Below are 20,589 nucleotides of genomic sequence, written 5' to 3' on the forward strand. Positions count from 1 at the left end.
TTTTTTATTGACTAACTTAAGGTGAGGCTAAGCCATTCCTTTAAGCTTTTAACTTGAAACTGCCTTGCATAATCGCCCAGTGACCTGGGAAGCTGCAGAAGAATTGGTAGGCTTCGGTGGCGCTCATACCGGCAGTGCTAAAGGTGATCGACGTTGATTCGCCACCGCCCACTAAATCTGTGTGTGCGATAACGCGCGTATCACCGGCTTTGACATAGGCTGCATCAGGACCGGCGCTCATACCTTCGGTCGCTACGGCTGACATATCGGCAGCCTTAGTTAATACCCAGTTATGGCCCATTGCTGCTTTTGGCAAGGTGCCTGAGTGGGTTAAGGTTAAGGTCACTTCTTTACAGCTTGCAGGTACAGACAGCTCTTTAGTGTCAAATTGCATTGCATCAGTGGCGGCAATTTTCAGTTCACATTCGTTGGCACTCGCTTGGCTAGCGAATAATAATCCTAGGCCGATTAGGCTAGTGCTGGTCACGTTACGTAAAGCTGTGCTTTTTGCTTTCATCTGGTACTTCCTTATTTGAACAAGGGTAGCCGAGCCGTTTTGACTCGGACATGCACCTGCCAGCATAAGCAATCTTCATTAAATGGGAATGAAATCAGCGTGTAAATTATGTATATGCAACTTTAGGTTGAAAGCTTGCATCGTTATTGGCGGCAAAATTGTTAGCGGTAAACATAGGTGAGTACTTAGCTTTAGTGAACTAAGTACTCAGGAGCTATTATTTATGTGTTTGATTTATAAATTATAATTTTTTGTTCTAACGCAGGGCGTCTATTTCAGAACGTCTTACGTTTTTAGTACGAAAGCTCCTGTCGATAGGGAATCGCACGTTGTGCGCCTGGGCGAGTGACAGTAATGGCACTGGCTGCATTGGCAAATCCAACGGCTGCAGCAATCGACATGCCCTCGCTTAAGCCCACAACTAAGGCGCCATTGAAGGTATCCCCTGCGGCGACTGTGTCTATGGCCTGCACTTCAAACGCAGGTATTAGCCCATTAAAACCTGGGCTGCTGATAAATGCGCCACGGCTACCTAAGGTAATGACCACAATCTTTACTCCCTGCTGGTGGAGAAGTTGCGCTGCCATGTGTGCATCATCAATATGGTTGATCTCAACTCCCGTTAAGGCTTCTGCTTCGGTTTCATTGGGGGTAATAATATCTACCCACTTGAGTACATCTTGGCCAAGTGCCGTCGCTGGAGCTGGATTTAGTACAGTCGTCACGCCAAGATTCTTGGCTATTTGCAGCGCCTTTGCCACTGTGGCAGCGGGCGTTTCCAATTGTGTTAACAAGTACTCAGCATTAGCAAACAGGGCGTAATGAGCTTCTAAGTCATCAGGTGAAAGGCTGGCGTTAGCACCTGCGGCAACGCCAATCGTATTCTCACCGTTATCACCGATAAAAATCATGGCAGTGCCTGTGCTCAGTCCGGCTATTTGGCGGATCCCTTCCGCACTGATGCCATCTTTCATCCAGCTTTGACGCATATCATCGCCGATACTGTCTTGGCCGAGATGGCAGATAAAATCAGTGCGTGAACCTGATTTGGCTAAGCGCGCGCAGGCGACGGCTTGATTGGCCCCCTTACCGCCCAGTTCGAGGCGATAATCTCGGCTCATTAAGGTTTGCCCTGCAGCTGGCAGGTACTCAAATTTCATCACATGGTCGGCATTTGCACTGCCGATAACGAGTATCTGGCTCATAGAAGACTCACTGTTATTTTTATCTGCGATTGAGATAAGTTGCATCATAGACGCGTAAACTGTCTACCAGTAAATCGACAAAGCCTTGCCTATCGATCCCAAACAGCACAGTCGCATTGGCGGCTTTACCTGTTAGCTGATAGCGATCGACCACTGTCATGCCTAAGGTCAACTCACTTTGGGTTTCAATACTTACCCAGCAATCTTGCGCCTCAAATAGCTCAGGTTTAAGCAACCAAGCGATAGTGCAGGGGTCGTGCAATGGCGCACCAATAAAGCCCCATTTAGGATCTCTGTGGTAAATCATAAAGAAATCCAATAATTCGGCGACGCACTGAGCAATTGGATTTTGAATCGCGCGAATGCGTTCTATGTCTTCATCCATGATTTGCGCCTGATGAGTCACATCGAGCCCACACATAGTGATGGGAATACCTGACTTAAAGACAATATCGGCGGCTTCGGGGTCGACAAAAATATTAAATTCGGCGGCTGGGGTCCAATTACCGACACCAGCTGCGCCGCCCATTAGCACTATGCGCTCAATTTTATCGTGTAACTCGCTATGACTCGCCAGTAAAAGGGCGATGTTAGTCAGCGGTCCTGTGGGAATTAAGGTTACTGGCTGATGACTTTGGCGAATTTGCTGCGCCATTAATTCAACTGCGGTAATGGCTTGAGGACTAAAACTTGGATTAGGCAATGCAGGGCCGTCGAGTCCGGTTTCACCATGGACATTGTCGGCAATGATTAATTCGCGAGCTAATGGCTTGACTGCACCGCCAGCGACAGGAATATCACTGCGATTTAATAAGGTTAAGATCCGCAGGGCATTATTGAGCGTTTTATCCGGCGTTTGGTTACCGGCGCTGGTGGTGACGGCCAGTGGAACCAGCTCTGGATGGGCGAGAGCTAAAATGAGCGCAATAGCGTCGTCATGGCCGGGATCGCAATCCAGAATAATAGGGCGAGTCATACTGTTACTCCTTTAAACAGCGGTGATGGGTGCTTAGAATAGCATGCCATCAGTTAGGCGCTAGCTTGAGGAGGGGACTTGCAGAGTAAACTGTGAGCATTTTCGTCTTTTTATCAACAAGCTGCTAGAATTCTGCCCATTTTTGACATTAGGCGATGTTAGGTAAATCCATTCTCGCTCTGTCCGCTGCACAACATTGAATGACATCTCCAAGCAAATATAAGGAAATAAGTAATGCTCACTTATCGAATCACTTGGCCTAAGGCTTTACTCGCGGGCATGGTTGCCATGCAGATCTCTGGCTGTAGCGATCCTCAGCCTATGGCCGTTGTGGAAAGTAATAACGAGTCATTGCTGCAGTTTGATAACGGCAAATTGCTCCAACTTAAGGAAAATCCGAGTCCACAGTATCGCCATATTCCCTGTGATTTACCCGCAGTCGAGACTGTGGTCACCAACAGTTCGGCCTTTGCGGCGTTAACTAAATCCGGTGAGGTGATCACTTGGGGTGACAGTTATGCTGGCGGTGATAGCCGGGAGGTGACGGAGCAGCTTAAGCAAGTTAAGCAAATCGTCCCAGTCAAGGACGGGTTTGCCGCGCTACGTCAAGATGGCACTGTGGTTTACTGGGGTAATGTAGGGAAATTGAGCCTCGACAAAGCCCTGCAAAACCGCATGACCAATATTACCAAGTTGTTCGCTAATCAAGAGGCCATTGCCGCCCTCGATGCTAACGGCAAGGTGCACACTTGGGGTTATGGCCCCTATGGCGGCAATAGCTTACATGTGCAGGATCAATTAGTTGATGTAGTCGATATCTTTGCTAAGGGACGCAGTTTTGTTGCTCTCAAAAAAGAAGGTAGCGCAGTGATTTGGGGGCAGGTTGAAGAGTCGACCAATATGAAAAAGTTGCTCCCGCAGCTTACGGATGTGGCAAAGATTGAATATTTTCAAAGCACCTATGCCGCCTTAAAAAAGGATGGCTCTGTGGTGAGTTGGGGCTGGCGCAGTGATACCTATCCTATTCGCAGCGCCTTAAAGGATGTGGCGAGTATCACGGCAAACAATTGTGCCTTTGCGATTTTAAGTCCTACGGGGGATGCACATTTTTGGGGTGATGGGATTAACTGTGGTGTCGATTGGATTAAAAAAACCGATATCACAGGGGTAAAGGAGATTATCAGTATCGGCTCAGGCTTTTTATTACTGCGGGATAAGGCCGTGCCGCAAATAGTGGCCGACGATACTGACTACGCTTATATGTTTGGCTTTCACTATGCCCAAGAGATTCTTGATAAATATTGGCAGGAAGGCAGCGTAATTACCCAAGGGCCAGCCTCTTTTGTGTTTACGCGTCCCGATGGCAAAGTGGTGCCCGTTGGTTATCGCGCAAACCGTGAAAATGTGGAGAAGTTGATTGCACGTATTCCTCGCCTGACTTGGTTAGGTCGGGGAAATGAGGGGTATGTCGGCATCAGTGAAAAGGGGGAGCTGGTCTCTTGGTCGATGAATTTGCCAATGTTCGACAAGTCGCCAGTGCAACCTGCTGACTCGTTAGTGATTAAACCGCTGGATTTGACCCCCGTTGCCCAATGCGAAACCCCTGAGCAGCGTCAGGCGATTTTGAGCAAAGACAGACCAAAACCTGCGGCAAAAAACTGGGATGGTGTTTTCTAGCTCATGTGAGTTTTCTCGCTAACTTGAGATTAATGGACTTTCATCCGTATAGACGTCTATAATGCGCGCGCTCAGGTCTGATATGCCCTGAGCCTTGTTGGGCGTTAACAGGTTGTACGCCCTTTGAACCTAATTTTGAGTCAACCTTCTGTGGTGCTTGCGATGATAGCGTCGTGAGATAATCGGGAAGCCAGTGAAATTCTGGCACTGCCCCCGCAACGGTAAAAGGTGAGAGAAGACCGCGTTTGATTGGTGTGTTCAAGACTGAACCCGAAAGTCAGAATGTCAAAGGTCAGTCTCGCGTTAATCCAATTTTTAAGGGATTAACATAGCCTAAGTCCGGAGACCGGCCCTAAAGGTGTTTTTGAGATTTCGGTGGGCAGATCTCAAAATGCGATAATCACCGTCAGTATTTACGACTGAATTAACGGTATCGTGGCGTCAATGCCCCGTTTTCCTTGCAGGAGTTAAAGGTAAAATGGGAACAAATCCAACAAAAATCGCGCTGCTGATCGGCAGCCTTTGCAGTTTTTCAATTATCGCGCCCGCTGTGGCGGCTGACGATACCAGCACAGCTAAAGTCGACGAGCATCTTGTCGTGATCGGCCGCTCTGATAAGACCCCGTTAAATATTGCCGCCAATGTGAATGTGATTGATGCTGCGGCTATTGAAATGAGTGGCGCGACTAATTTGACCGACGTCTTACGCGGTCAAAGCGGTATTCAAATTTCGGATAACAATATTGGAACTAGCTTTGCAATGCGTGGTTTTAGCGCCAGCACTGCCGTTAATAACACGCTGATTTTACTTGATGGTCGTCGTCTCAATAATATCGATATCGCAGCGCCTAGCCTTAATGCCATTCCGCTTAATCAAGTGGATCGTATTGAAATTTTATCGGGTAGTGCAGGTGTACTTTATGGCGATCAAGCCGTGGGCGGGGTGATTAATATTGTCACTAAGTCCCCTGAAAATACTGGCGGCAGCGTGCAGTTATCCGGCGGCAGTTTTGATACCTATGAAGGTCGTGGTGATGTGTCTGGCGCGATCAACAAAGATTGGCGTTACTTTTTCACAGGTAGTTACAACCAAGGTGACAACTATCGCCAGCATAATGCCAATGAAACCGGCTCTATTCTTGGCCGCATTCAATATAAAACAGCCACAGACTCGTTCTTTGTTGAAACCAGCTACTACGATAACGATCGTGAAAATCCGGGCTCGCTTACTGAAAAGCAATTTAAAGACGATCCCCGTGCTTCATCAAATAAGGTAGAGTATGCCCACGAGATGACCACTGCGGCGCGAACGGGTTACCAGCATCAGCTTAATCAAAACTGGGCGCTGGCGGCGGATTTAGATTACAGCGATACCTTAGTGTCTTCTCTTAATTGGGGGGCGAACAGCCATAACACACGCTCACTGTTAATGTTTAGCCCTAAAGCGTTAGCGAATTACAGTACGCGTCAAGGCGAGCTAAACCTAGTCACAGGTTTAGACATCAGCCGTGGCAAGGCTGATTTTGACACTATGGCGCGCAGTAATGTGCAGCAAATGCAAAGCGCCTATCTACAAGCTACAGTGCCTTTAAGCCATACTTTAAGTTACGTTGTGGGTGGCCGTTATGCGCGGGTGACCGACGAGTTAGTCGATGGCAATGTCTATCCTAATGGCATGGATTTAGATGAAAATGCCCATGCATTCGAACTGGGTTTAAATTACCGACCAACTGCGGAGCACAGACTCTATGTGCGCGCTGATGATAACTTCCGTTTTGCTAAAGTGGATGAGCAAGCTTATACATCGCCGGGCGTATTTGGCTTAAAGCCGCAAACAGGCCGTTCTTATGAGGCGGGTTGGGATTGGGCTGTCGCTAGTCAAACCCTACGAGTCAGCCTATATCGTCTCGATTTAGAGGATGAAATTGTTTATGACTCGAGTGCAGTTAAACCCATAGGTGGAAATTTCAACGGTGCAAACGTCAATGCTGACGCATCTCGTCGTTATGGCGCGGGTGCCGATTGGGATTGGCAGATCACTAAAGCGCTGCAGCTAGGGCTGGAATATAACTATACCAACGCCGAATTTACCGATGGTGCTAACGATGGCAAAGAGCTGTCTTGGGTGGCAAAACACACGGGACGCGGTTATGTCAGCATGGATTTTGCTGAGCATTTCCAAGTATTTGCCGAAGCTATCTACACGGGTGATCGTTTTATCGAAGGCGATAACGCTAATCAAGGTGATAAGCTAGCAAGTTACGTGCTTGGTAATTTAGCCTTGAATTATAATCGTGATGCTTGGCTTGCCAGTCTGCGTATCGATAATGTATTCGATAAAGATTATGTCAGTGCTGGTTATTACGGTGGCGATTGGGGGGATAGTTACTATTCTGGTCGAGGCCGTGATATTCGTTTCACTGTGGGCTACCGCTTCTAAATATTAATGAGCTATTTAATAACAAAGCCAGACTCAGTCTGGCTTTTTATTTTTTACGCTGAGTTCAAAGAATAAATCTTAAAATAGGTATAGTCTTGAATATCGTTTTAGTAGAGTGGTTTAATTGTCGTTATCTATAGTGTTAGCGGGCAGTCATTACTAAATAGGAGTAATTTATATTTTACTCTGCTGTTTATGGCTGAAATTCTTAGTATTTTAGGTATGATGTGAGCTGTAACCGAATCATCTTATTGTTAATAAACAGGTGTAAAGTGTCTTATGACTGATCTTGAGCAACAGGTTTTTACTCAAGTTAGAGCTATCATAGCGAACGAAGAGCAAGTGATTGGCCGCCGAGGAATTCTAATTCCACTCAAAAAAGCGATTCTTGCTGAAGGCGACATTCGTAATGTGATTGACATTATCTCGAGCGATCCCGCATTGGCAGCGCACATGCTTATGCGCAGTAATTCCGCACAGGCTGCTGTAGTGGAAAATCACAAAACTCGCTCGTTGAAAGAAGCTTTGATCCGCTTAGGTCAAGTTAATATCTATCGCTACGCCTTTACGTTCTATTTAAAAGAACGCCTCGATGAACTGCCACAGCCCTATAAAAAGTTGGTCCAAGGTTATTGGAAGCTGACTGAAGATATTGCAACGGATGCGGTAGATAGCTTAGCGGATATGGAAGGTGTGGAGGTTGATGCTGACGAAGTACAAACCTTAGCTCTGTTCAGTGTGTTCGGCCAAATTATCGCACTGACCGCATTTGCCTATTTAAATGCTAATGCCGAACAGTCATTTCCTTTAAGTGTGATTAAGTCATTGATTGATAATCAACAACAGACCTTAACCATCGAAGCGTTCGAGGCGTTAGATCTCGATCAGGATCTGCGTCAAGAGTTTATGATCGCCCATAATTTGCGTCAGACCCGTAATCCTAATTCATCAGGGTTGATACTGCGCCGAGTCTTGTCTATGCGTGGATTGTTGATGAATCCGCTGTAATTTGTTGATGCTATGAAATAGTCATTTGACTCAATAAACAAGCCTGCATTCGCAGGCTTTTTACTCTATGTCACCCGCATTAATTCGTCTTCTGCTGGCGGGATAAACCTTCCCTCGCTACCAGTTGTAACCAATTTTGGATCAATGCAGAGTTAGCACTGTGGCGGCGATAGGCACCAAATAGCGGTCGTTTCAGACCTTCTTGGCCGAGTTTTACCGTAGCGAGACTCAGTCCATGTCCTTCATTAATCGACCAGCTTGGCAGTGCGGCTATGCCGTCTTTACAGGCGATGCGTTGCAATAACATCATGGTTAAATCACAGGTTTTTTGCTCGCCCGCCTCTATGCCCGCAGGTTCTAAAAAGTGGCGATAAATATCTAAACGTGTCAACGGCACTGGATAACTGATAATAGGCAAGTGTGCTAATTGCTTAGGGGTGACATAGGCTTCTTTCGCTAAAGGATGATCCTTAGCAACCACTAACTTCACTTCAAAATCAAACAAATGCTGGTAGGCGAGTGAATGCCCAGGCACAGGATCTGAGGTTAATACAATATCCAGTTCACTCATTTCTAAGGCATTGAGCGAGTCGAATAGGTGACGGCTCGACAAGTCTAACTCGGCTGCCGGATGATCTTGCCTAAATTGCTCCATTACAGGCATTAACCAGCGAAAACAGCTATGGCACTCAATGCCGACACGCAACTGATTGGTTTCGGTTTCCAGCCCATTCTTCAAATCTGTCTCGGTTTCTAACACCTTAGGCAAAATTTCTTCGGCCAGATGCAGCAGGCGTGCACCTTCTTGGGTGAATGACAGTGGCTTACTCTTACGCACAAAAATGGGCGAGTTAATCCTTTGCTCCAGCTCCTTAATCTGGTGGGAGAGGGCGGATTGAGTGACAAAACGTTTTTTGGCTGCGCCCGCCAAACTGCCGCTTTCTTTCAGGGCCATTAAGGTTCGCAGGTGTCTTAGTTCGATCATGTTCACTCCAAGTGAATTTCGCTCATGTTGTGCTTGAAATCAATTCGGTTGCTGGAATAGAGACTAACACAATAAACTTCTAGACGTCCAGACGCCCATTGTTATTTATCAAGGCTGAAATGCTGAAAAGTGCCAAGAGAAAACAATCTGGTGGGTGCAAGTGCCGAATATGGCTTATCTCAAATAAAGGAAGATAGAGTATGCAATTAAATAGTCTTGGGTTTCCCCGTATTGGGCGTCGTCGTGAATTGAAATTTGCCTTAGAAAAATACTGGCGTGGTGAGAGCACTCAGGCACAATTACGTGAAGTGGCGAGTGAACTTCGCCACACCCATTGGCAGTGGCAAGCTGCTGCGGGCATTGAGCAAGTTCCCGTAGGTGATTTTGCCTTTTATGATCAAGTGCTGACCTTAAGCGCGACTTTAAATGCCATTCCTGAGCGTCATCGTGGTGAAGGGGCAATCGATCTCGATACTTTATTCCGTGTTGCCCGCGGCAGAGCGCCAACGGGCCAAGATGCGCCAGCCTCTGAAATGACCAAGTATTTCAATACTAACTATCACTATCTGGTACCTGAGCTCAGCCAAAACCAAGTGTTTTCGATTGCCTATGAGCAATTTTTCGATGAAGTCAGCGAAGCGCAGTCCTTAGGTTATAAAGCAAAACCTGTGCTACTCGGCCCTGTTAGCTACTTGTACCTAGCTAAAACCGTGGGCCAAGAGTTTGATAAGTTAAGTTTATTACCCAATTTATTAACTGCTTATGCTGACATTTTGGCGCGTTTTGCTGCTCAGGGAGTGCAATGGGTACAGCTCGATGAGCCCATTCTCGCATTGGAATTGGATGGCGAATGGCAAGCGGCGATCACTGAGGCGTATCAAGCCCTCAGCATTACGAAGGTGAAGATCCTTCTTACCAGTTATTACGGCGGTATCGCACACCATCAAGCGCTGGTATCGGCTTTGCCTGTTGCGGGGTTGCATGTCGATTTAGTCACAGCGCCGGATCAATTGGCAGTCTTTGCCAATGCGCTTGGTCAAGATCAAATTCTGTCGGCGGGTGTGGTCAATGGTCGCAACGTGTGGGCGGCAGAGGCGGATTTGATTGCCGAACGCATAGGCGCGGTGGCCCGTGATCTCGGAGATCGCTTGTGGATCGGTACTTCTTGCTCACTCCTGCACAGCCCTGTGGATTTAGAGGTGGAAGCCACGCTTGAGCCCGCGCTGCGTCAACAACTCGCGTTTGCGAAGCAGAAATTACTCGAACTGGCCAATGTGCGCCAATTGCTACTGGCACCTGAATCGGTCGCGGCAAAAGAGATTGTGCAAACCTGTTTGGCGCGCCGTGAGGCGAAAGCGCAGGCCGCCGACAGTCAAGTGATTGCCCGCGTTGCCGCGTTGACATCTGCCGATTATGAGCGCGTCAGTGATTTCAGCGTACGCCAAGCAGTGCAGCAGCAGAAATACCGTTTACCTCTGTTGCCGACCACCACCATTGGCTCCTTCCCACAAACACCAGCAATCCGTGGACTACGCAGTCGTTGGCGCAAGGGCGATCTGAGTGATGCACAATATACAGAGCAATTGCAGCAAGTCACCCGCGATACTATCGACCGCCAGCTTAAACTCGGTATCGATGTGTTGGTTCATGGTGAGGCCGAGCGCAACGATATGGTGGAATACTTTGGTGAGCAGCTTGCGGGCGTTGGCTTTACCAAAAATGGTTGGGTGCAAAGTTATGGTTCACGCTGTGTTAAGCCGCCGTTGGTCTATGGTGATGTTAGCCGTCCAAAGGCGATGACGGTTGATTGGGCCGAGTTTGCCCAAAGTCTCACCGACAAGCCTGTAAAAGGCATGCTGACTGGCCCGGTGACGATTCTGCATTGGTCATTCGCCCGTGAAGATATCGGCCGCGATGTGATTGCGACTCAGCTGGCGCTGGCGATTCGTGATGAAGTGGTGGACTTACAAAATGCAGGTATTGGCATTATACAAATCGATGAGCCCGCCTTCCGTGAAGGTCTGCCATTGAAACAAAGTGAGTGGCAAGCCTATTTAGATTGGGCGGTCAATGCCTTTAAACTCAGCGCTGCTGGCGTGACTGATGAGACTCAAATCCACACCCACATGTGTTACAGCGAGTTTAACGACACGATTGCCGCGATTGCCGCCATGGATGCCGATGTGATTACTATCGAGACTTCGCGTTCACGGATGGAGTTACTCAATGCCTTCGAAGATTTTGAATATCCCAATGAAATCGGCCCCGGTGTGTATGACATTCACTCACCAAACACCCCAAGTGTGGAGGCCATGGTGCACTTAATCGAGAAAGCGGCGCAAAAAGTGCCCGTACGTCAGCTGTGGGTCAATCCAGATTGCGGCCTAAAAACCCGTACTTGGGATGAAGTTGAACCCGCACTGAAAAACATGGTCGATGCCACGCGAGAACTACGTCGCCGCCTTGGTTAATATTATGCTTGAGTGAAATATTTTTTTACTGAGTTTATTGAGTTAGTAACAGCGGATGCTTATGCATCCGTTGTTGTTTATTGCTTGCCGATTGACTTAAGCATCTCGCGGTAAGCCTTTTTCGATAATGCGCACCATGCGCTCGGTTTTGCGGCGGGCTTTTTGTTGTTCAGTTGCTGCGCTTTCAGCAAGGCGCGATTGCTGGGCATTAAGCGCCCATTCAATATGCTCACGCACTATCTCATCGATATCTTCGCTGTGATTGCGGGCGTTAAGTGCGGCAATAATCCTTGGGCTTGCGGGAGCGTTACCCAGTGCTACTGCAATATTACGTAGCCAACGTTTATGTCCAATGCGGCGAATGGCGCTGCCTTCAGTTTGTTTAAGGAACTCGGCCTCGCTCCAAGCAAAAAGGCTGAGAAGGTCTGGTTGCTTTAACTGCGGACGAATATGAAAGTCAGTTTCTTCAGTCAGCGGCGCTTGGCGATTGATGGGACACGCGAGTTGGCAATCATCGCAGCCATAGATGCGATTGCCCATGAGTGGCCTAAATTCTTCGGGAATAGCGCCCTGCAGTTCAATGGTGAGATAGGAAATACAGCGTCTGCCATCGACCACATAAGGTTCTACGATTGCACCCGTTGGGCAGGAGGTGATGCAGGCGACACAAGTGTTACAGCCTTCTTGAATGGGAATATCCACTGGTAGAGGCAAATTGATCAGTAGCTCACCTAAAAAGAACCAACTGCCAGCCTCATGGTTGAGTATGAGTGAGTGTTTACCTGTCCAGCCTATACCGGCTTTTTCGGCTAGGGGGCGCTCAAGTACAGGGGCTGAGTCAACAAAGGGGCGAAAGTCAGCAGCATCGAAACCGAGAGCAACTAACTCTGCACTGATTTGATCTCCCAGCTTTTTAAGTCGAGCGCGGATCAACTTGTGATAGTCGCGACCTCCTGCATAACGGGAAATATAACCTAAGTTGGGATCGGTGAGATTCGTAGCAAAGCCAGCTTCGGGTGGCAAATAGTCCATCCGTACGGAGATCACCCGCACTGTGCCCGGATGCAGTTCTTGCGGGCGAGCGCGCATCATTCCATGGGTGGCCATATAGGCCATTTCGCCATGAAAACCTTTGTCTAGCCATGCTTGGAGTTTGGCTTCTTCAGCGGTTAAATCCGTATCGCAAATACCAACCTGCGCAAATCCGAGTGCTTTTCCCCACGTTTTAATTTGCAGAGCGAGCCGCGACAGCATGCTGGCATAGGATTGGCTTGGGGTTTGATTGGCTAAAGTTGACATGAATTGATGGCAGCGAGGCTCTTGGCTAGGTGGCAATATGATAGCAGTTTTCACTTATTGAGGACGAGTTTACTCAGAAGGGGGTGTGAGGCGATATTTTCTTTGGGGTATTTGTTTATTTGCTGTTGGGATTGAGTCTATGATTAGGTCTAATGTTTATCGTTTGGTATTCGTATGCTGAGTGCGTTTCCCCTTAGGGCGTGTTTTCTTGCGATGAGCTTATTAGGTCTGATGCCTAATCTTGTTTTTGCGGCGCCTGAGAAGTTGAAATTAGTGACCGAAGCTTGGCCTCCCATGAGTTACGAGCAAAATGGTGTGCCGCAAGGTTTTGCGGTGGACTTAGTCAATACCTTGCAATCAAGACTGGGTCAGAGTGAAAAAATCGATGTGTTACCTTGGGCTCGGGCGTATTCGATTGCCAATACCTCTGCGAACGTTTTACTTTTTGCTACGTCAATTAATGATGAGCGAGCTGACCAGTTTGATTTTATCGGTCCTATTGCAACCAGCAAAATTGCATTGTACGCAAGGGCGGCAGATCCTATCGCTCTCGATCAACTTGCTGAACTTCAATCGACAGATATTGTGGGGGTTTATCGGGAATCGGCGGGTGCGCAGTTGCTACAACAAGCGGGCGTGGATAATTTGCTGGTGGCGAGTTTTCCGCAGCAATCGGCGAAACAGTTGCTGTTTTCTCGAATTCGTTTTTGGTGCCAAGCGGATCTTGCGGTAAAGCAGATACTCGAAGAAGTAGGCGCGAGTGAGACAGATATCCGCCAAGTGTTTGTAGTATCGGAGATTAATCTCTATTTAGCTTTTTCTAAAGGGACGTCGGCGGCAACCGTTATCAGTTGGCAAACAGAGCTTGAGAAAATGAAAGACTCAGGTGAATTTAGTCGTTTGTATCAGACATGGTTTGGCACTTTGCCACCGCCATTACAACATCAAGTGTTTTGGCATAAGGCCGTTTAATTCTCTCTTAAAGCCTCATTCTTGGCTGATTTCACACAATTTCTGCCCGCATTTTTAGCCTCATAAAGAGCATTGTCGGCCCGCTTTAGCAAGGTGGCAAAATCTTTATCTTGATATGCATCTTCCGTATTATTTTGTGGTTCTAAAGTGGCGACACCAGCGCTAACGGTCAATTTGAGTTCTGCTGGTAAATTCTGTGCGCTAAGGCGGCTAATATGGTTCTGCAATTGATGCGCCAGCGCTAACGCACGTGTGGCATCAGTGTTAGGCAATAGGATTAAAAACTCTTCACCACCGATGCGGCCAACGAGGTCTTTATTACCTGATAAGGCTCGGCCTGCATTTGCAATGGTCATAAGGGCGCGATCGCCTAATTCATGGCCGAAGTTATCGTTGATTTTTTTGAAGTGATCAGCATCAAAAATAATCACTGAAAAAGGGCTTTGATGTTTTAAGGCTTGCTGAAAATATTTCGCGGCTTGGGCATAAATATGCCGACGATTAGGGAGTTTGGTAAGATAATCAGTGAGGGCAATAACTTGCAGTTGGCGATTTCTATGTACTTGTTTATAAGCGAATATAGAAACTATCGTCAGGATAAAGCCCGCTAGTAATAGGATAATGTGTTGCAGTGATTTGTTCTTTTCGAGTAGCGCGAGCTCTTGTTCTTTAAGGTTTTGGTTTTCAATCAAGCGTTGATTTTCAGATTCAATCCGACTGGTATCAAACTTGACCTTTAATTCTGTCGTATGATGGGAGAGAGAATTGCCATCGACTTTTTTTGTTAGGGTAACAAATTCTTGCAGCGCTCCGTAGGCGGCAGATAAATCATTCATCGCCACATATATGTTACTTTTAAGCTGCAGCAGTTGAGTGAGTCCCCGATTATTCTGCAGAGTGCGAAAGGCTTTTTCCCCTTGCTCAAGTTCGGTAAGCGCCTCTTTATAGCGAGCTTGTTGAAACTTTATCTCGGCCATAAAAAGCTTCATGAAGCTGTAATCGGTCAGATCTTTTTCATTAATAACAGTATCGGCTTCGATTAAATACTTTTCGGCTTCGTTTAGACGATTGAGTTTGATTAAGCTGTAGGCAATATTCGTTGCCATAGTTGCTGCCACTTTTTCCTGCTGATGTTCCTTGAAGTATTGATAACTTACTAAGAAATTATCTACGGCCTGTTGATGTTCACCGAGTTCATCTAAGGCAAGGCCAATGTCCGAGTTGACATACATTGCCTGTTCTTGGTTATTGTTTTTTAGATAGAGAGCTTTGAGTTTGGTGTAATAGCGGATTGCACTTTGGGGATCACCATAACGTCTAAAACTGGTAGCAACATCGGCAAGGTTAATGTTAGCCCAACCGCTTAAATTGAGTGATTCATAGAGATCTTGCGCAGTGACGAGATCGTCTAATGCCGCAGAAAAATCGCCAATATAAGAGTAAAGTGCGCCGCGAATGCTGCGCGAGTCGGCGATTAGCTTAAGGTCTTCATGCTCATAGGCACGTTTAACACTGAGATTATAGCCTTCCATCGCGCCATCCATATCACCACTTAATTGCAGAAACCAAGAGCGGCAGAGCGTGAGGTCGGTAATGAAATGGGGGGAGGCGGTTGGCGGAATATTGCTCAGTGCTTGGTTAGTATTTTTAAGTGCCAGTGCAATAGCTGTGTCGTTTTCTGTATTCTGATCCCAGCATTTAAGCAGTTGCAGCTTTTCATGACGGGTGACATCGTCAGTCGAAATTAGTTTGCTTAATAACACTAGATTGCTTTCGATTTCTTCACGGGTCATAGGGACGCCGCTTTCAAATCTTGCAAATATTTTATCAACCTGAGTTTTTTCTTCTGCCATAGCGTTGCTAAGCGGCAGTAGAAGCAGCAATAAGGAGAATGATAAATACCTAAGTTGATGTAGCAAAAAAGATTCCTGTTCGCATTAAAATCAATAGCTAATTATTAGCTTAGCATAACTTGTTTGTTCATTTTTAATATAGATGTATAGCAATTTTGCATTCGGTTAATGATCAAGGTATAAACTCCGCCTTGGTTATTATCCCACAAAGGAATCACCCTTGAAGAAATTACTCTGTGCTGCATTATTCATGATGAGTGGCACTAGTTGGGCAGGCTCAGATTTAGAAACCTCTGGCGATGTATTGCATTTATTATTACCCGCTACTGCGATGGGCGCGACCTTGTTTTATGAAGAGGGTTATGATGGTAGTTGGCAGTTAATTCAGGCAGCGGTGTCGAGTCGGTTAATTGTTGAAGGTCTTAAGTATGGTGTGAGTAAAGACAGGCCAGACGATAGTGGCGATGATTCGTTTCCATCGGGTCATACCTCAGACAGCTTTATGGCGGCGACGTTTATTCAGCAGCGCTATGGTTGGCAATATGGTTTACCTGCCTATGTTGCCGCATCTTATGTGGGCTACACCCGAGTGGCGAGCGACCAACATTACCTCGAGGATGTGTTAGCTGGCGCGGCGATTGGAGCGCTGGCGGGTTGGTATTTTACTCAACCCTATGAGGGGATTACAGTTACGCCGATTGCGGGTAACGGCGTTTATGGTTTATATGTGAGTGGCCAGTTTTAAGTCTATTTTTGGGATGCGAATCGAGATTTTTATGAGCGAATTATCAGCTGTTTACCGCGAAACTGCCGAGCAGATTTCTTACAATGTTGCGAATAAAGTGTTACCGATGGCTAAATTACCGGGTGACTTATTAGCAGCGTACCAAGGTTTGTGTGCCGAACTGTTGGAAGACAGGGAGGGTAAATTTAGCCAAGCTTGGACATCTTTACCTGCCAGTGCGCGTAATCTAATCGAACAAGCCGCATTCCACGGTTTCTATATCGCGAATGCTTGGTTGCAATTGAGTCGTGTCGCCCAAGAAATTTCTGAGCAAGCCGATACCGATAGTGCAATCCAAGAGCAAGAATATAACGGTATTTTTACGCGCTTAGCCGATGAATCGCTCAAAGAAAGCCTACGTAAGTTAAAGAAAGCGCGTACCGATCGTGCTTTGCTCAATAGCTTTAAACAGGTGATGGCACCTTAGTGTTCTATTGAAATGAAAAACTGTGCCTGAAATGAAAAAGCCCGTTACTGCAAAGTAACGGGCTTTTTGCTGGCTAGCACAAACGCTCAACTAAGCTGCTTTACTGCGACTTGGGTCGCGGCAACGCTATGCTTAGAACGAAGTGCGTTTGTAGCGGCGATATTCTGGACTCCAGAAATTGCCTTCAATCGACTGCTGTAAGATCTCATCGCTCATTGGCAGCGTTAACCCTTGTTCAACTGCGACTTTACCTACGGCGAAAGCAATATGCTTACTCACCGCATGGATATCTTCGAGTTTAGGTAACAATGGACCTGTACCATCGATTGCCAGTGGCGAACATTCGGCAAGTGCGCGACTTGAAGCCATCAGCATGGCATCGGATACATGGCGTGCGCCAGACGCTAATACGCCTAAGCCAATACCTGGGAAGATAAAGCTGTTGTTGCACTGTGCAATTTCATAGGTTTCACCATCGACAACGACTGGCTCGAACGGGCTGCCAGTAGCGACGAGTGCTTGACCTGAGGTCCAATGCAAAATGTCCTTCGGTGTCGCTTCTACGCGGCTGGTGGGGTTCGACATAGGGAAAATAATCGGGCGAGCACAATGGCTGTGCATAGCACGGATGATTTCTTCGGTGAAGAGTCCTGGAACGCCAGATACCCCAATCAGCACTGTCGGCTTGGCGTTGTTAACCACATCGAGCAGTGAAATATTGTCGCTGAAATTGCTCCAATTTTGAATGTTGGTGCATTTCTGCGCCAATTTTTGCTGGAATGGCAACAGGTTAGGCATGTTGTCGAGCAATAAGCCCCAACGGTCAACCATACACACTTGAGTGCGAGCTTGCTCGTCGCTGATCCCTTCAGACACCATTTGTGCCACGATAGCTTCGGCAATACCGCAACCGGCACTACCAGCACCGAGGAAGGCGATACGTTGTTGATTCAATTCAGTGCCCGCAGCCTTACACGCGGCGAGCAAGCAACCAACGGCAACCGCAGCAGTACCTTGAATATCATCGTTAAAGCAGCAATAGCGATCCTTATAACGCTCTAGGATCGGCATGGCATTCTTTTGGGCAAAGTCTTCGAACTGAATTAAAGTGTCTGGCCAACGCACGTGGACGGCTTGCATAAAGGCTTCGATAAACTCGGCATATTCTTCGCCACCGATGCGTGGATGGCGCCAACCCATATACATAGGATCTTCTAACAACTGCGGATTATCTGTGCCTACGTCTAAGGTGATAGGCAGAGTATAAGCCGGACTGATACCGCCACAGCTAGTGTAGAGTGACAGTTTACCTATAGGGATCCCCATGCCGCCAATACCTTGATCGCCAAGACCTAAAATACGTTCACCATCAGTGACTACGATAATTTTAACTTTTTGACGAGTCGAGTTATTGAGGATGTCATCGATCCTATCTTTGTTCGGATAGGAGATAAACAAACCACGGTTGCGGCGATAGTTTTTCGAGAAACGTTCACAAGCTAAACCTACCGTCGGCGTATAGATGATGGGCATCATCTCGCTGATGTTATTTTGCACTAAACGATAAAATAAGGTCTCGTTTGTGTCTTGGATATTACGTAGGTAAATATGCTTGTCTAAGTCGTTATTGAAACTTCTAAATTGATCGTAGGCGCGAGAAGCCTGCTCCTCAATCGTTTCAATGGCATAGGGGACTAAGCCTTCGAGGTTAAAGAAAATACGCTCTTCTTCAGAAAATGCACTGCCCTTGTTAATCAGTGGGGCTTCAAGAATGGCAGGTCCTGCAAACGGAAGATAGAGGGGGCGTTTATTATCGTCCATGGGTAACCTTTTGAGTTATTGTTTAAGTGGTCAATACGTGCTGTAAGTCACGTAAGGTTATCATGAAATGTGATCTTTGTTGTCCGTGGAACGAGGTATTTGTGGTTTTTTTTGCAGCAGTAAAAAAGTCAGCTGTTTTAAACAGGATTTCTGAGGTTGTTGAGATGGAATTGTTAAGGTCTTGTTTATATCCAAACAAGCTCAGGTGTAGATAAAAACGGATATAAAAAAACGCAGCCTAAGCTGCGTTTTATGTCATAAGTTTAGCGTTATACGCCGCGATACTTAAGTGATAAGCCGCGGATAAAGTTACGCAGTATTTGATCGCCACACTCTTTAAAATTCTTGTGGTCTGGATTGCGGAACAGGGCGCTTAGCTCTGATTTTGACATTTGCACTTCGGCTAAAGCCAAAGCTGCTACTATGTCTTCTTCACGCATTTCGAGGGCAACTCTCAGTTTTTTAAAGATGAGGTTGTTGTTTAAACGTGAAACGGGCGCTGGAATTTCTGCACCTTCACGTAGACCGCGCTTCTCTATGATAAGACCATCTAAAAACTGACATAAGGTCGTGTCGTTACAAGCTTTATAACCTTCTTCCTCTTCTTTACGTAGAAGATCAATCATCTCTTCGACAGGCACTTCTCTTCCAGCTTTAGCAAAAATTTTAATCATTTTTGCATTGCTAAAATCAAACACGAAGCGCAAACGGCGCAAAATATCATTATTAATCATGGTCATCTCTTGGCGCGGCTGCGCTGTCTGGTTTAAGAGCCCGCATTATATACCCAAACCACCTTAATTGCAGAATTCAGCGGGAATTTAATGGCAGTTAGTTAAGGCCATTTATTGCTCCGGCATAAACATTCTGGGCAATTAACCTTTAATGATGTTGTACCAATAGATAAACAGTGCCGCGAAAATCAGTAGATAAATCAGGCCAAACCAAGAGAGGAGTTTCATCTTAGTCCCATATCTGTCTGTCTCGGGAAGCTGTTTGCTGGTCATTAAGCGGTAATTTAACCAAGCAAAAATGACTGTGGTCATAAAGGCCAAGATCATCACAAACTCGAGTAACGGTAAGAGTGCACCTTTAAAGAAGAGGATCAGCAATAAGCCAAAGGCACTGATGGCGAGCATAATCCCTGTGAGGCGTTTGTCTGAACTGGTCTTTGAGGTGAGTAACTGCCAGCCCATATCTAAGGTACGGCTATAGCCATCAATCACTGTTACTGTTGTGCTGAAAATACACAGAAATGCCACAATACCAATAAGATAACGACTCTCGCCGCCCATCACTTGGCTGTAAAGATTAATCAATTGATTAGCAAACTGTGCGCCGGAATCTGAAAAGTGTTCGCCACTGCCGTGCATCACTAAAGCGCCCAAGGACAAAAACACGATCGCGAGGATCGCAGTGATGATATAGCCTAAGTTAAAGTCGAGCAGTGCCTGCGCTTTCGTGACCGTCTGGCTTTTTTGTTTTTCGAGCAACCAGAGAGAATTCCAAGCGCTGACTTCAATCGGTGCTGGCATCCAACCCATCATGGCGACCAAAAATCCCACATGGGCCCATTGCCAAGGTGAAGGAGAGACAAAATTGCTCGCTAATGGTTGAGCGTGATCCCAAGCCAAGGCCACGGCAATTAAGGTGGTTAAGGTTAGGGCGAACATGATGATCTTAGTGAGTCTATCAAGCAGTTGATAATGGCCTAAAATCAGTAAAGCCAATGAACTCAGCAATACCAGTAGGGCTAACCAATCGATGGGGAGCGGAATAAATTGGGTCAACATAGCGGCGGTTAACATGCACACCCCTGCTGTACTGGCAATGGCGGCGATCACATTGAGCCCAGTAAACAGCAGTAAGTAACCTCGGCCCTGTTTTTGGTAGCCGTGCAGTAGACTCTCCCCTGTGGCAGCTGTGTAGCGTGCGCCAGCTGCAAAGAAGGGATACTTAAGTAAATTCACCCCAAGAATAACCCAAGCCAGTTGCCAACCAAATTCGGCGCCCGCCCGAGTCGAGGCGACTAAATGGGATGCGCCAATCGCCGCTGCGGCCATAAGAACACCTGGGCCCATGGCTTTAATGCCGAGAGTTAGGTGTGTCATCCAAGAGGATGAAGGAGAAGTTACTGAAGATTCTGTCATGTCG

Annotated in this window: 16 protein-coding genes and 1 riboswitch; of the genes, 7 read left to right on the forward strand and 9 right to left on the reverse strand. The window is 46.8% G+C overall.

The annotated features are described in order from the left end of the window. Nucleotides 1-40: 40 nt before the first annotated feature. From azu to rihA, 3 genes are all read right to left on the reverse strand, one after another. A complete protein-coding gene (azu, locus tag AAA952_RS03250; protein WP_028759449.1) occupies nucleotides 41-517 on the reverse strand; it encodes an azurin in 477 nt (158 codons plus the stop codon). 293 nt (nucleotides 518-810) lie between these two features. Continuing rightward, the gene (rbsK, locus tag AAA952_RS03255) at nucleotides 811-1,722 is read right to left on the reverse strand and encodes a ribokinase (RefSeq protein ID WP_338254353.1); all 912 of its coding nucleotides are present in this window, start codon (nucleotides 1,720-1,722) and stop codon (nucleotides 811-813) included. 19 nt (nucleotides 1,723-1,741) lie between these two features. Then, complete coding sequence (rihA, locus tag AAA952_RS03260; RefSeq protein WP_263169443.1) at nucleotides 1,742-2,698, reverse strand: pyrimidine-specific ribonucleoside hydrolase RihA; 957 nt, start codon at nucleotides 2,696-2,698, stop codon at nucleotides 1,742-1,744. Nucleotides 2,699-2,932: 234 nt separating this feature from the next. On the opposite strand from rihA, the gene AAA952_RS03265 reads away from it, so the two are divergent. The 3 genes from AAA952_RS03265 (at nucleotide 2,933) to AAA952_RS03275 (ending at nucleotide 7,823) form a co-directional block, all read left to right on the forward strand. Further along, nucleotides 2,933-4,375 carry a hypothetical protein gene (locus AAA952_RS03265; protein ID WP_338254356.1) on the forward strand — a complete coding sequence of 481 codons (1,443 nt, stop codon included), beginning with the start codon at nucleotides 2,933-2,935 and terminating at the stop codon, nucleotides 4,373-4,375. A 134-nt stretch (nucleotides 4,376-4,509) separates the two neighbouring features. After that, nucleotides 4,510-4,744, forward strand: a riboswitch (cobalamin riboswitch). A 109-nt stretch (nucleotides 4,745-4,853) separates the two neighbouring features. After that, entirely contained in the window at nucleotides 4,854-6,815 is a 1,962-nt protein-coding gene (locus AAA952_RS03270; protein WP_338254358.1) for a TonB-dependent receptor, read from the forward strand. A 279-nt stretch (nucleotides 6,816-7,094) separates the two neighbouring features. Continuing rightward, on the forward strand, nucleotides 7,095-7,823 hold the full coding sequence (locus AAA952_RS03275) for an HDOD domain-containing protein (RefSeq protein WP_105250172.1): 729 nt from the start codon (nucleotides 7,095-7,097) through the stop codon (nucleotides 7,821-7,823). Nucleotides 7,824-7,902: 79 nt separating this feature from the next. Here AAA952_RS03275 and AAA952_RS03280 read toward each other — a convergent pair whose 3' ends face one another. Beyond that, nucleotides 7,903-8,808, reverse strand: coding sequence for a LysR family transcriptional regulator (locus AAA952_RS03280; protein ID WP_338254361.1), 906 nt, complete (start codon nucleotides 8,806-8,808; stop codon nucleotides 7,903-7,905). A 200-nt stretch (nucleotides 8,809-9,008) separates the two neighbouring features. Here AAA952_RS03280 and metE point away from each other — a divergent pair, with 200 nt between their 5' ends. Next, on the forward strand, nucleotides 9,009-11,279 hold the full coding sequence (metE, locus tag AAA952_RS03285; RefSeq protein WP_338254363.1) for a 5-methyltetrahydropteroyltriglutamate--homocysteine S-methyltransferase: 2,271 nt from the start codon (nucleotides 9,009-9,011) through the stop codon (nucleotides 11,277-11,279). 96 nt (nucleotides 11,280-11,375) lie between these two features. Here metE and queG read toward each other — a convergent pair whose 3' ends face one another. Continuing rightward, a complete protein-coding gene (gene queG / locus AAA952_RS03290; protein ID WP_263169435.1) occupies nucleotides 11,376-12,578 on the reverse strand; it encodes a tRNA epoxyqueuosine(34) reductase QueG in 1,203 nt (400 codons plus the stop codon). Nucleotides 12,579-12,752: 174 nt separating this feature from the next. Here queG and AAA952_RS03295 point away from each other — a divergent pair, with 174 nt between their 5' ends. Then, nucleotides 12,753-13,550 carry a substrate-binding periplasmic protein gene (locus tag AAA952_RS03295; RefSeq protein ID WP_338254366.1) on the forward strand — a complete coding sequence of 266 codons (798 nt, stop codon included), beginning with the start codon at nucleotides 12,753-12,755 and terminating at the stop codon, nucleotides 13,548-13,550. On the opposite strand, the gene AAA952_RS03300 is transcribed toward AAA952_RS03295, so the two are convergent. Beyond that, complete coding sequence (locus AAA952_RS03300) at nucleotides 13,547-15,403, reverse strand: tetratricopeptide repeat-containing diguanylate cyclase (RefSeq protein ID WP_338254368.1); 1,857 nt, start codon at nucleotides 15,401-15,403, stop codon at nucleotides 13,547-13,549. The two genes, AAA952_RS03295 and AAA952_RS03300, sit on opposite strands and share 4 nt — an antisense overlap. 220 nt (nucleotides 15,404-15,623) lie before the next feature. Here AAA952_RS03300 and AAA952_RS03305 point away from each other — a divergent pair, with 220 nt between their 5' ends. Both AAA952_RS03305 and AAA952_RS03310 read left to right on the forward strand, forming a co-directional pair. Next, nucleotides 15,624-16,148: a phosphatase PAP2 family protein gene (locus tag AAA952_RS03305; RefSeq protein WP_113939058.1), complete on the forward strand. Its 525-nt coding sequence runs from the start codon at nucleotides 15,624-15,626 to the stop codon at nucleotides 16,146-16,148. Nucleotides 16,149-16,179: 31 nt separating this feature from the next. Next, the gene (locus tag AAA952_RS03310; protein ID WP_263161490.1) at nucleotides 16,180-16,614 is read left to right on the forward strand and encodes a DUF3069 domain-containing protein; all 435 of its coding nucleotides are present in this window, start codon (nucleotides 16,180-16,182) and stop codon (nucleotides 16,612-16,614) included. A gap of 132 nt (nucleotides 16,615-16,746) precedes the next feature. On the opposite strand, the gene AAA952_RS03315 is transcribed toward AAA952_RS03310, so the two are convergent. From AAA952_RS03315 to AAA952_RS03325, 3 genes are all read right to left on the reverse strand, one after another. Beyond that, on the reverse strand, nucleotides 16,747-18,435 hold the full coding sequence (locus tag AAA952_RS03315; RefSeq protein ID WP_105250164.1) for an NAD-dependent malic enzyme: 1,689 nt from the start codon (nucleotides 18,433-18,435) through the stop codon (nucleotides 16,747-16,749). 269 nt (nucleotides 18,436-18,704) lie between these two features. After that, the gene (locus AAA952_RS03320) at nucleotides 18,705-19,169 is read right to left on the reverse strand and encodes a YehS family protein (protein WP_168824742.1); all 465 of its coding nucleotides are present in this window, start codon (nucleotides 19,167-19,169) and stop codon (nucleotides 18,705-18,707) included. A gap of 141 nt (nucleotides 19,170-19,310) precedes the next feature. After that, entirely contained in the window at nucleotides 19,311-20,585 is a 1,275-nt protein-coding gene (locus AAA952_RS03325; protein WP_263181952.1) for an Nramp family divalent metal transporter, read from the reverse strand. Between the last annotated feature and the right edge of the window lie 4 nt (nucleotides 20,586-20,589).

Source organism: Shewanella sp. M-Br, from assembly GCF_036245925.1.
Taxonomy (GTDB): domain Bacteria; phylum Pseudomonadota; class Gammaproteobacteria; order Enterobacterales; family Shewanellaceae; genus Shewanella; species Shewanella oncorhynchi.

Bases quoted from the DNA above. Each gene is read 5' to 3' on its own strand.
- rihA (WP_263169443.1), bottom strand. From the start codon at position 2,698: ATGACTCGCCCTATTATTCTGGATTGCGATCCCGGCCATGACGACGCT.
- AAA952_RS03320 (WP_168824742.1), bottom strand. From the start codon at position 19,169: ATGATTAATAATGATATTTTGCGCCGTTTGCGCTTCGTGTTTGATTTT.
- AAA952_RS03325 (WP_263181952.1), bottom strand. From the start codon at position 20,585: ATGACAGAATCTTCAGTAACTTCTCCTTCATCCTCTTGGATGACACAC.
- AAA952_RS03310 (WP_263161490.1), top strand. From the start codon at position 16,180: ATGAGCGAATTATCAGCTGTTTACCGCGAAACTGCCGAGCAGATTTCT.
- AAA952_RS03265 (WP_338254356.1), top strand. From the start codon at position 2,933: ATGCTCACTTATCGAATCACTTGGCCTAAGGCTTTACTCGCGGGCATG.
- rbsK (WP_338254353.1), bottom strand. From the start codon at position 1,722: ATGAGCCAGATACTCGTTATCGGCAGTGCAAATGCCGACCATGTGATG.
- queG (WP_263169435.1), bottom strand. From the start codon at position 12,578: ATGTCAACTTTAGCCAATCAAACCCCAAGCCAATCCTATGCCAGCATG.
- azu (WP_028759449.1), bottom strand. From the start codon at position 517: ATGAAAGCAAAAAGCACAGCTTTACGTAACGTGACCAGCACTAGCCTA.
- AAA952_RS03280 (WP_338254361.1), bottom strand. From the start codon at position 8,808: ATGATCGAACTAAGACACCTGCGAACCTTAATGGCCCTGAAAGAAAGC.
- AAA952_RS03275 (WP_105250172.1), top strand. From the start codon at position 7,095: ATGACTGATCTTGAGCAACAGGTTTTTACTCAAGTTAGAGCTATCATA.
- AAA952_RS03295 (WP_338254366.1), top strand. From the start codon at position 12,753: ATGCTGAGTGCGTTTCCCCTTAGGGCGTGTTTTCTTGCGATGAGCTTA.
- AAA952_RS03315 (WP_105250164.1), bottom strand. From the start codon at position 18,435: ATGGACGATAATAAACGCCCCCTCTATCTTCCGTTTGCAGGACCTGCC.
- metE (WP_338254363.1), top strand. From the start codon at position 9,009: ATGCAATTAAATAGTCTTGGGTTTCCCCGTATTGGGCGTCGTCGTGAA.
- AAA952_RS03300 (WP_338254368.1), bottom strand. From the start codon at position 15,403: ATGGCAGAAGAAAAAACTCAGGTTGATAAAATATTTGCAAGATTTGAA.
- AAA952_RS03270 (WP_338254358.1), top strand. From the start codon at position 4,854: ATGGGAACAAATCCAACAAAAATCGCGCTGCTGATCGGCAGCCTTTGC.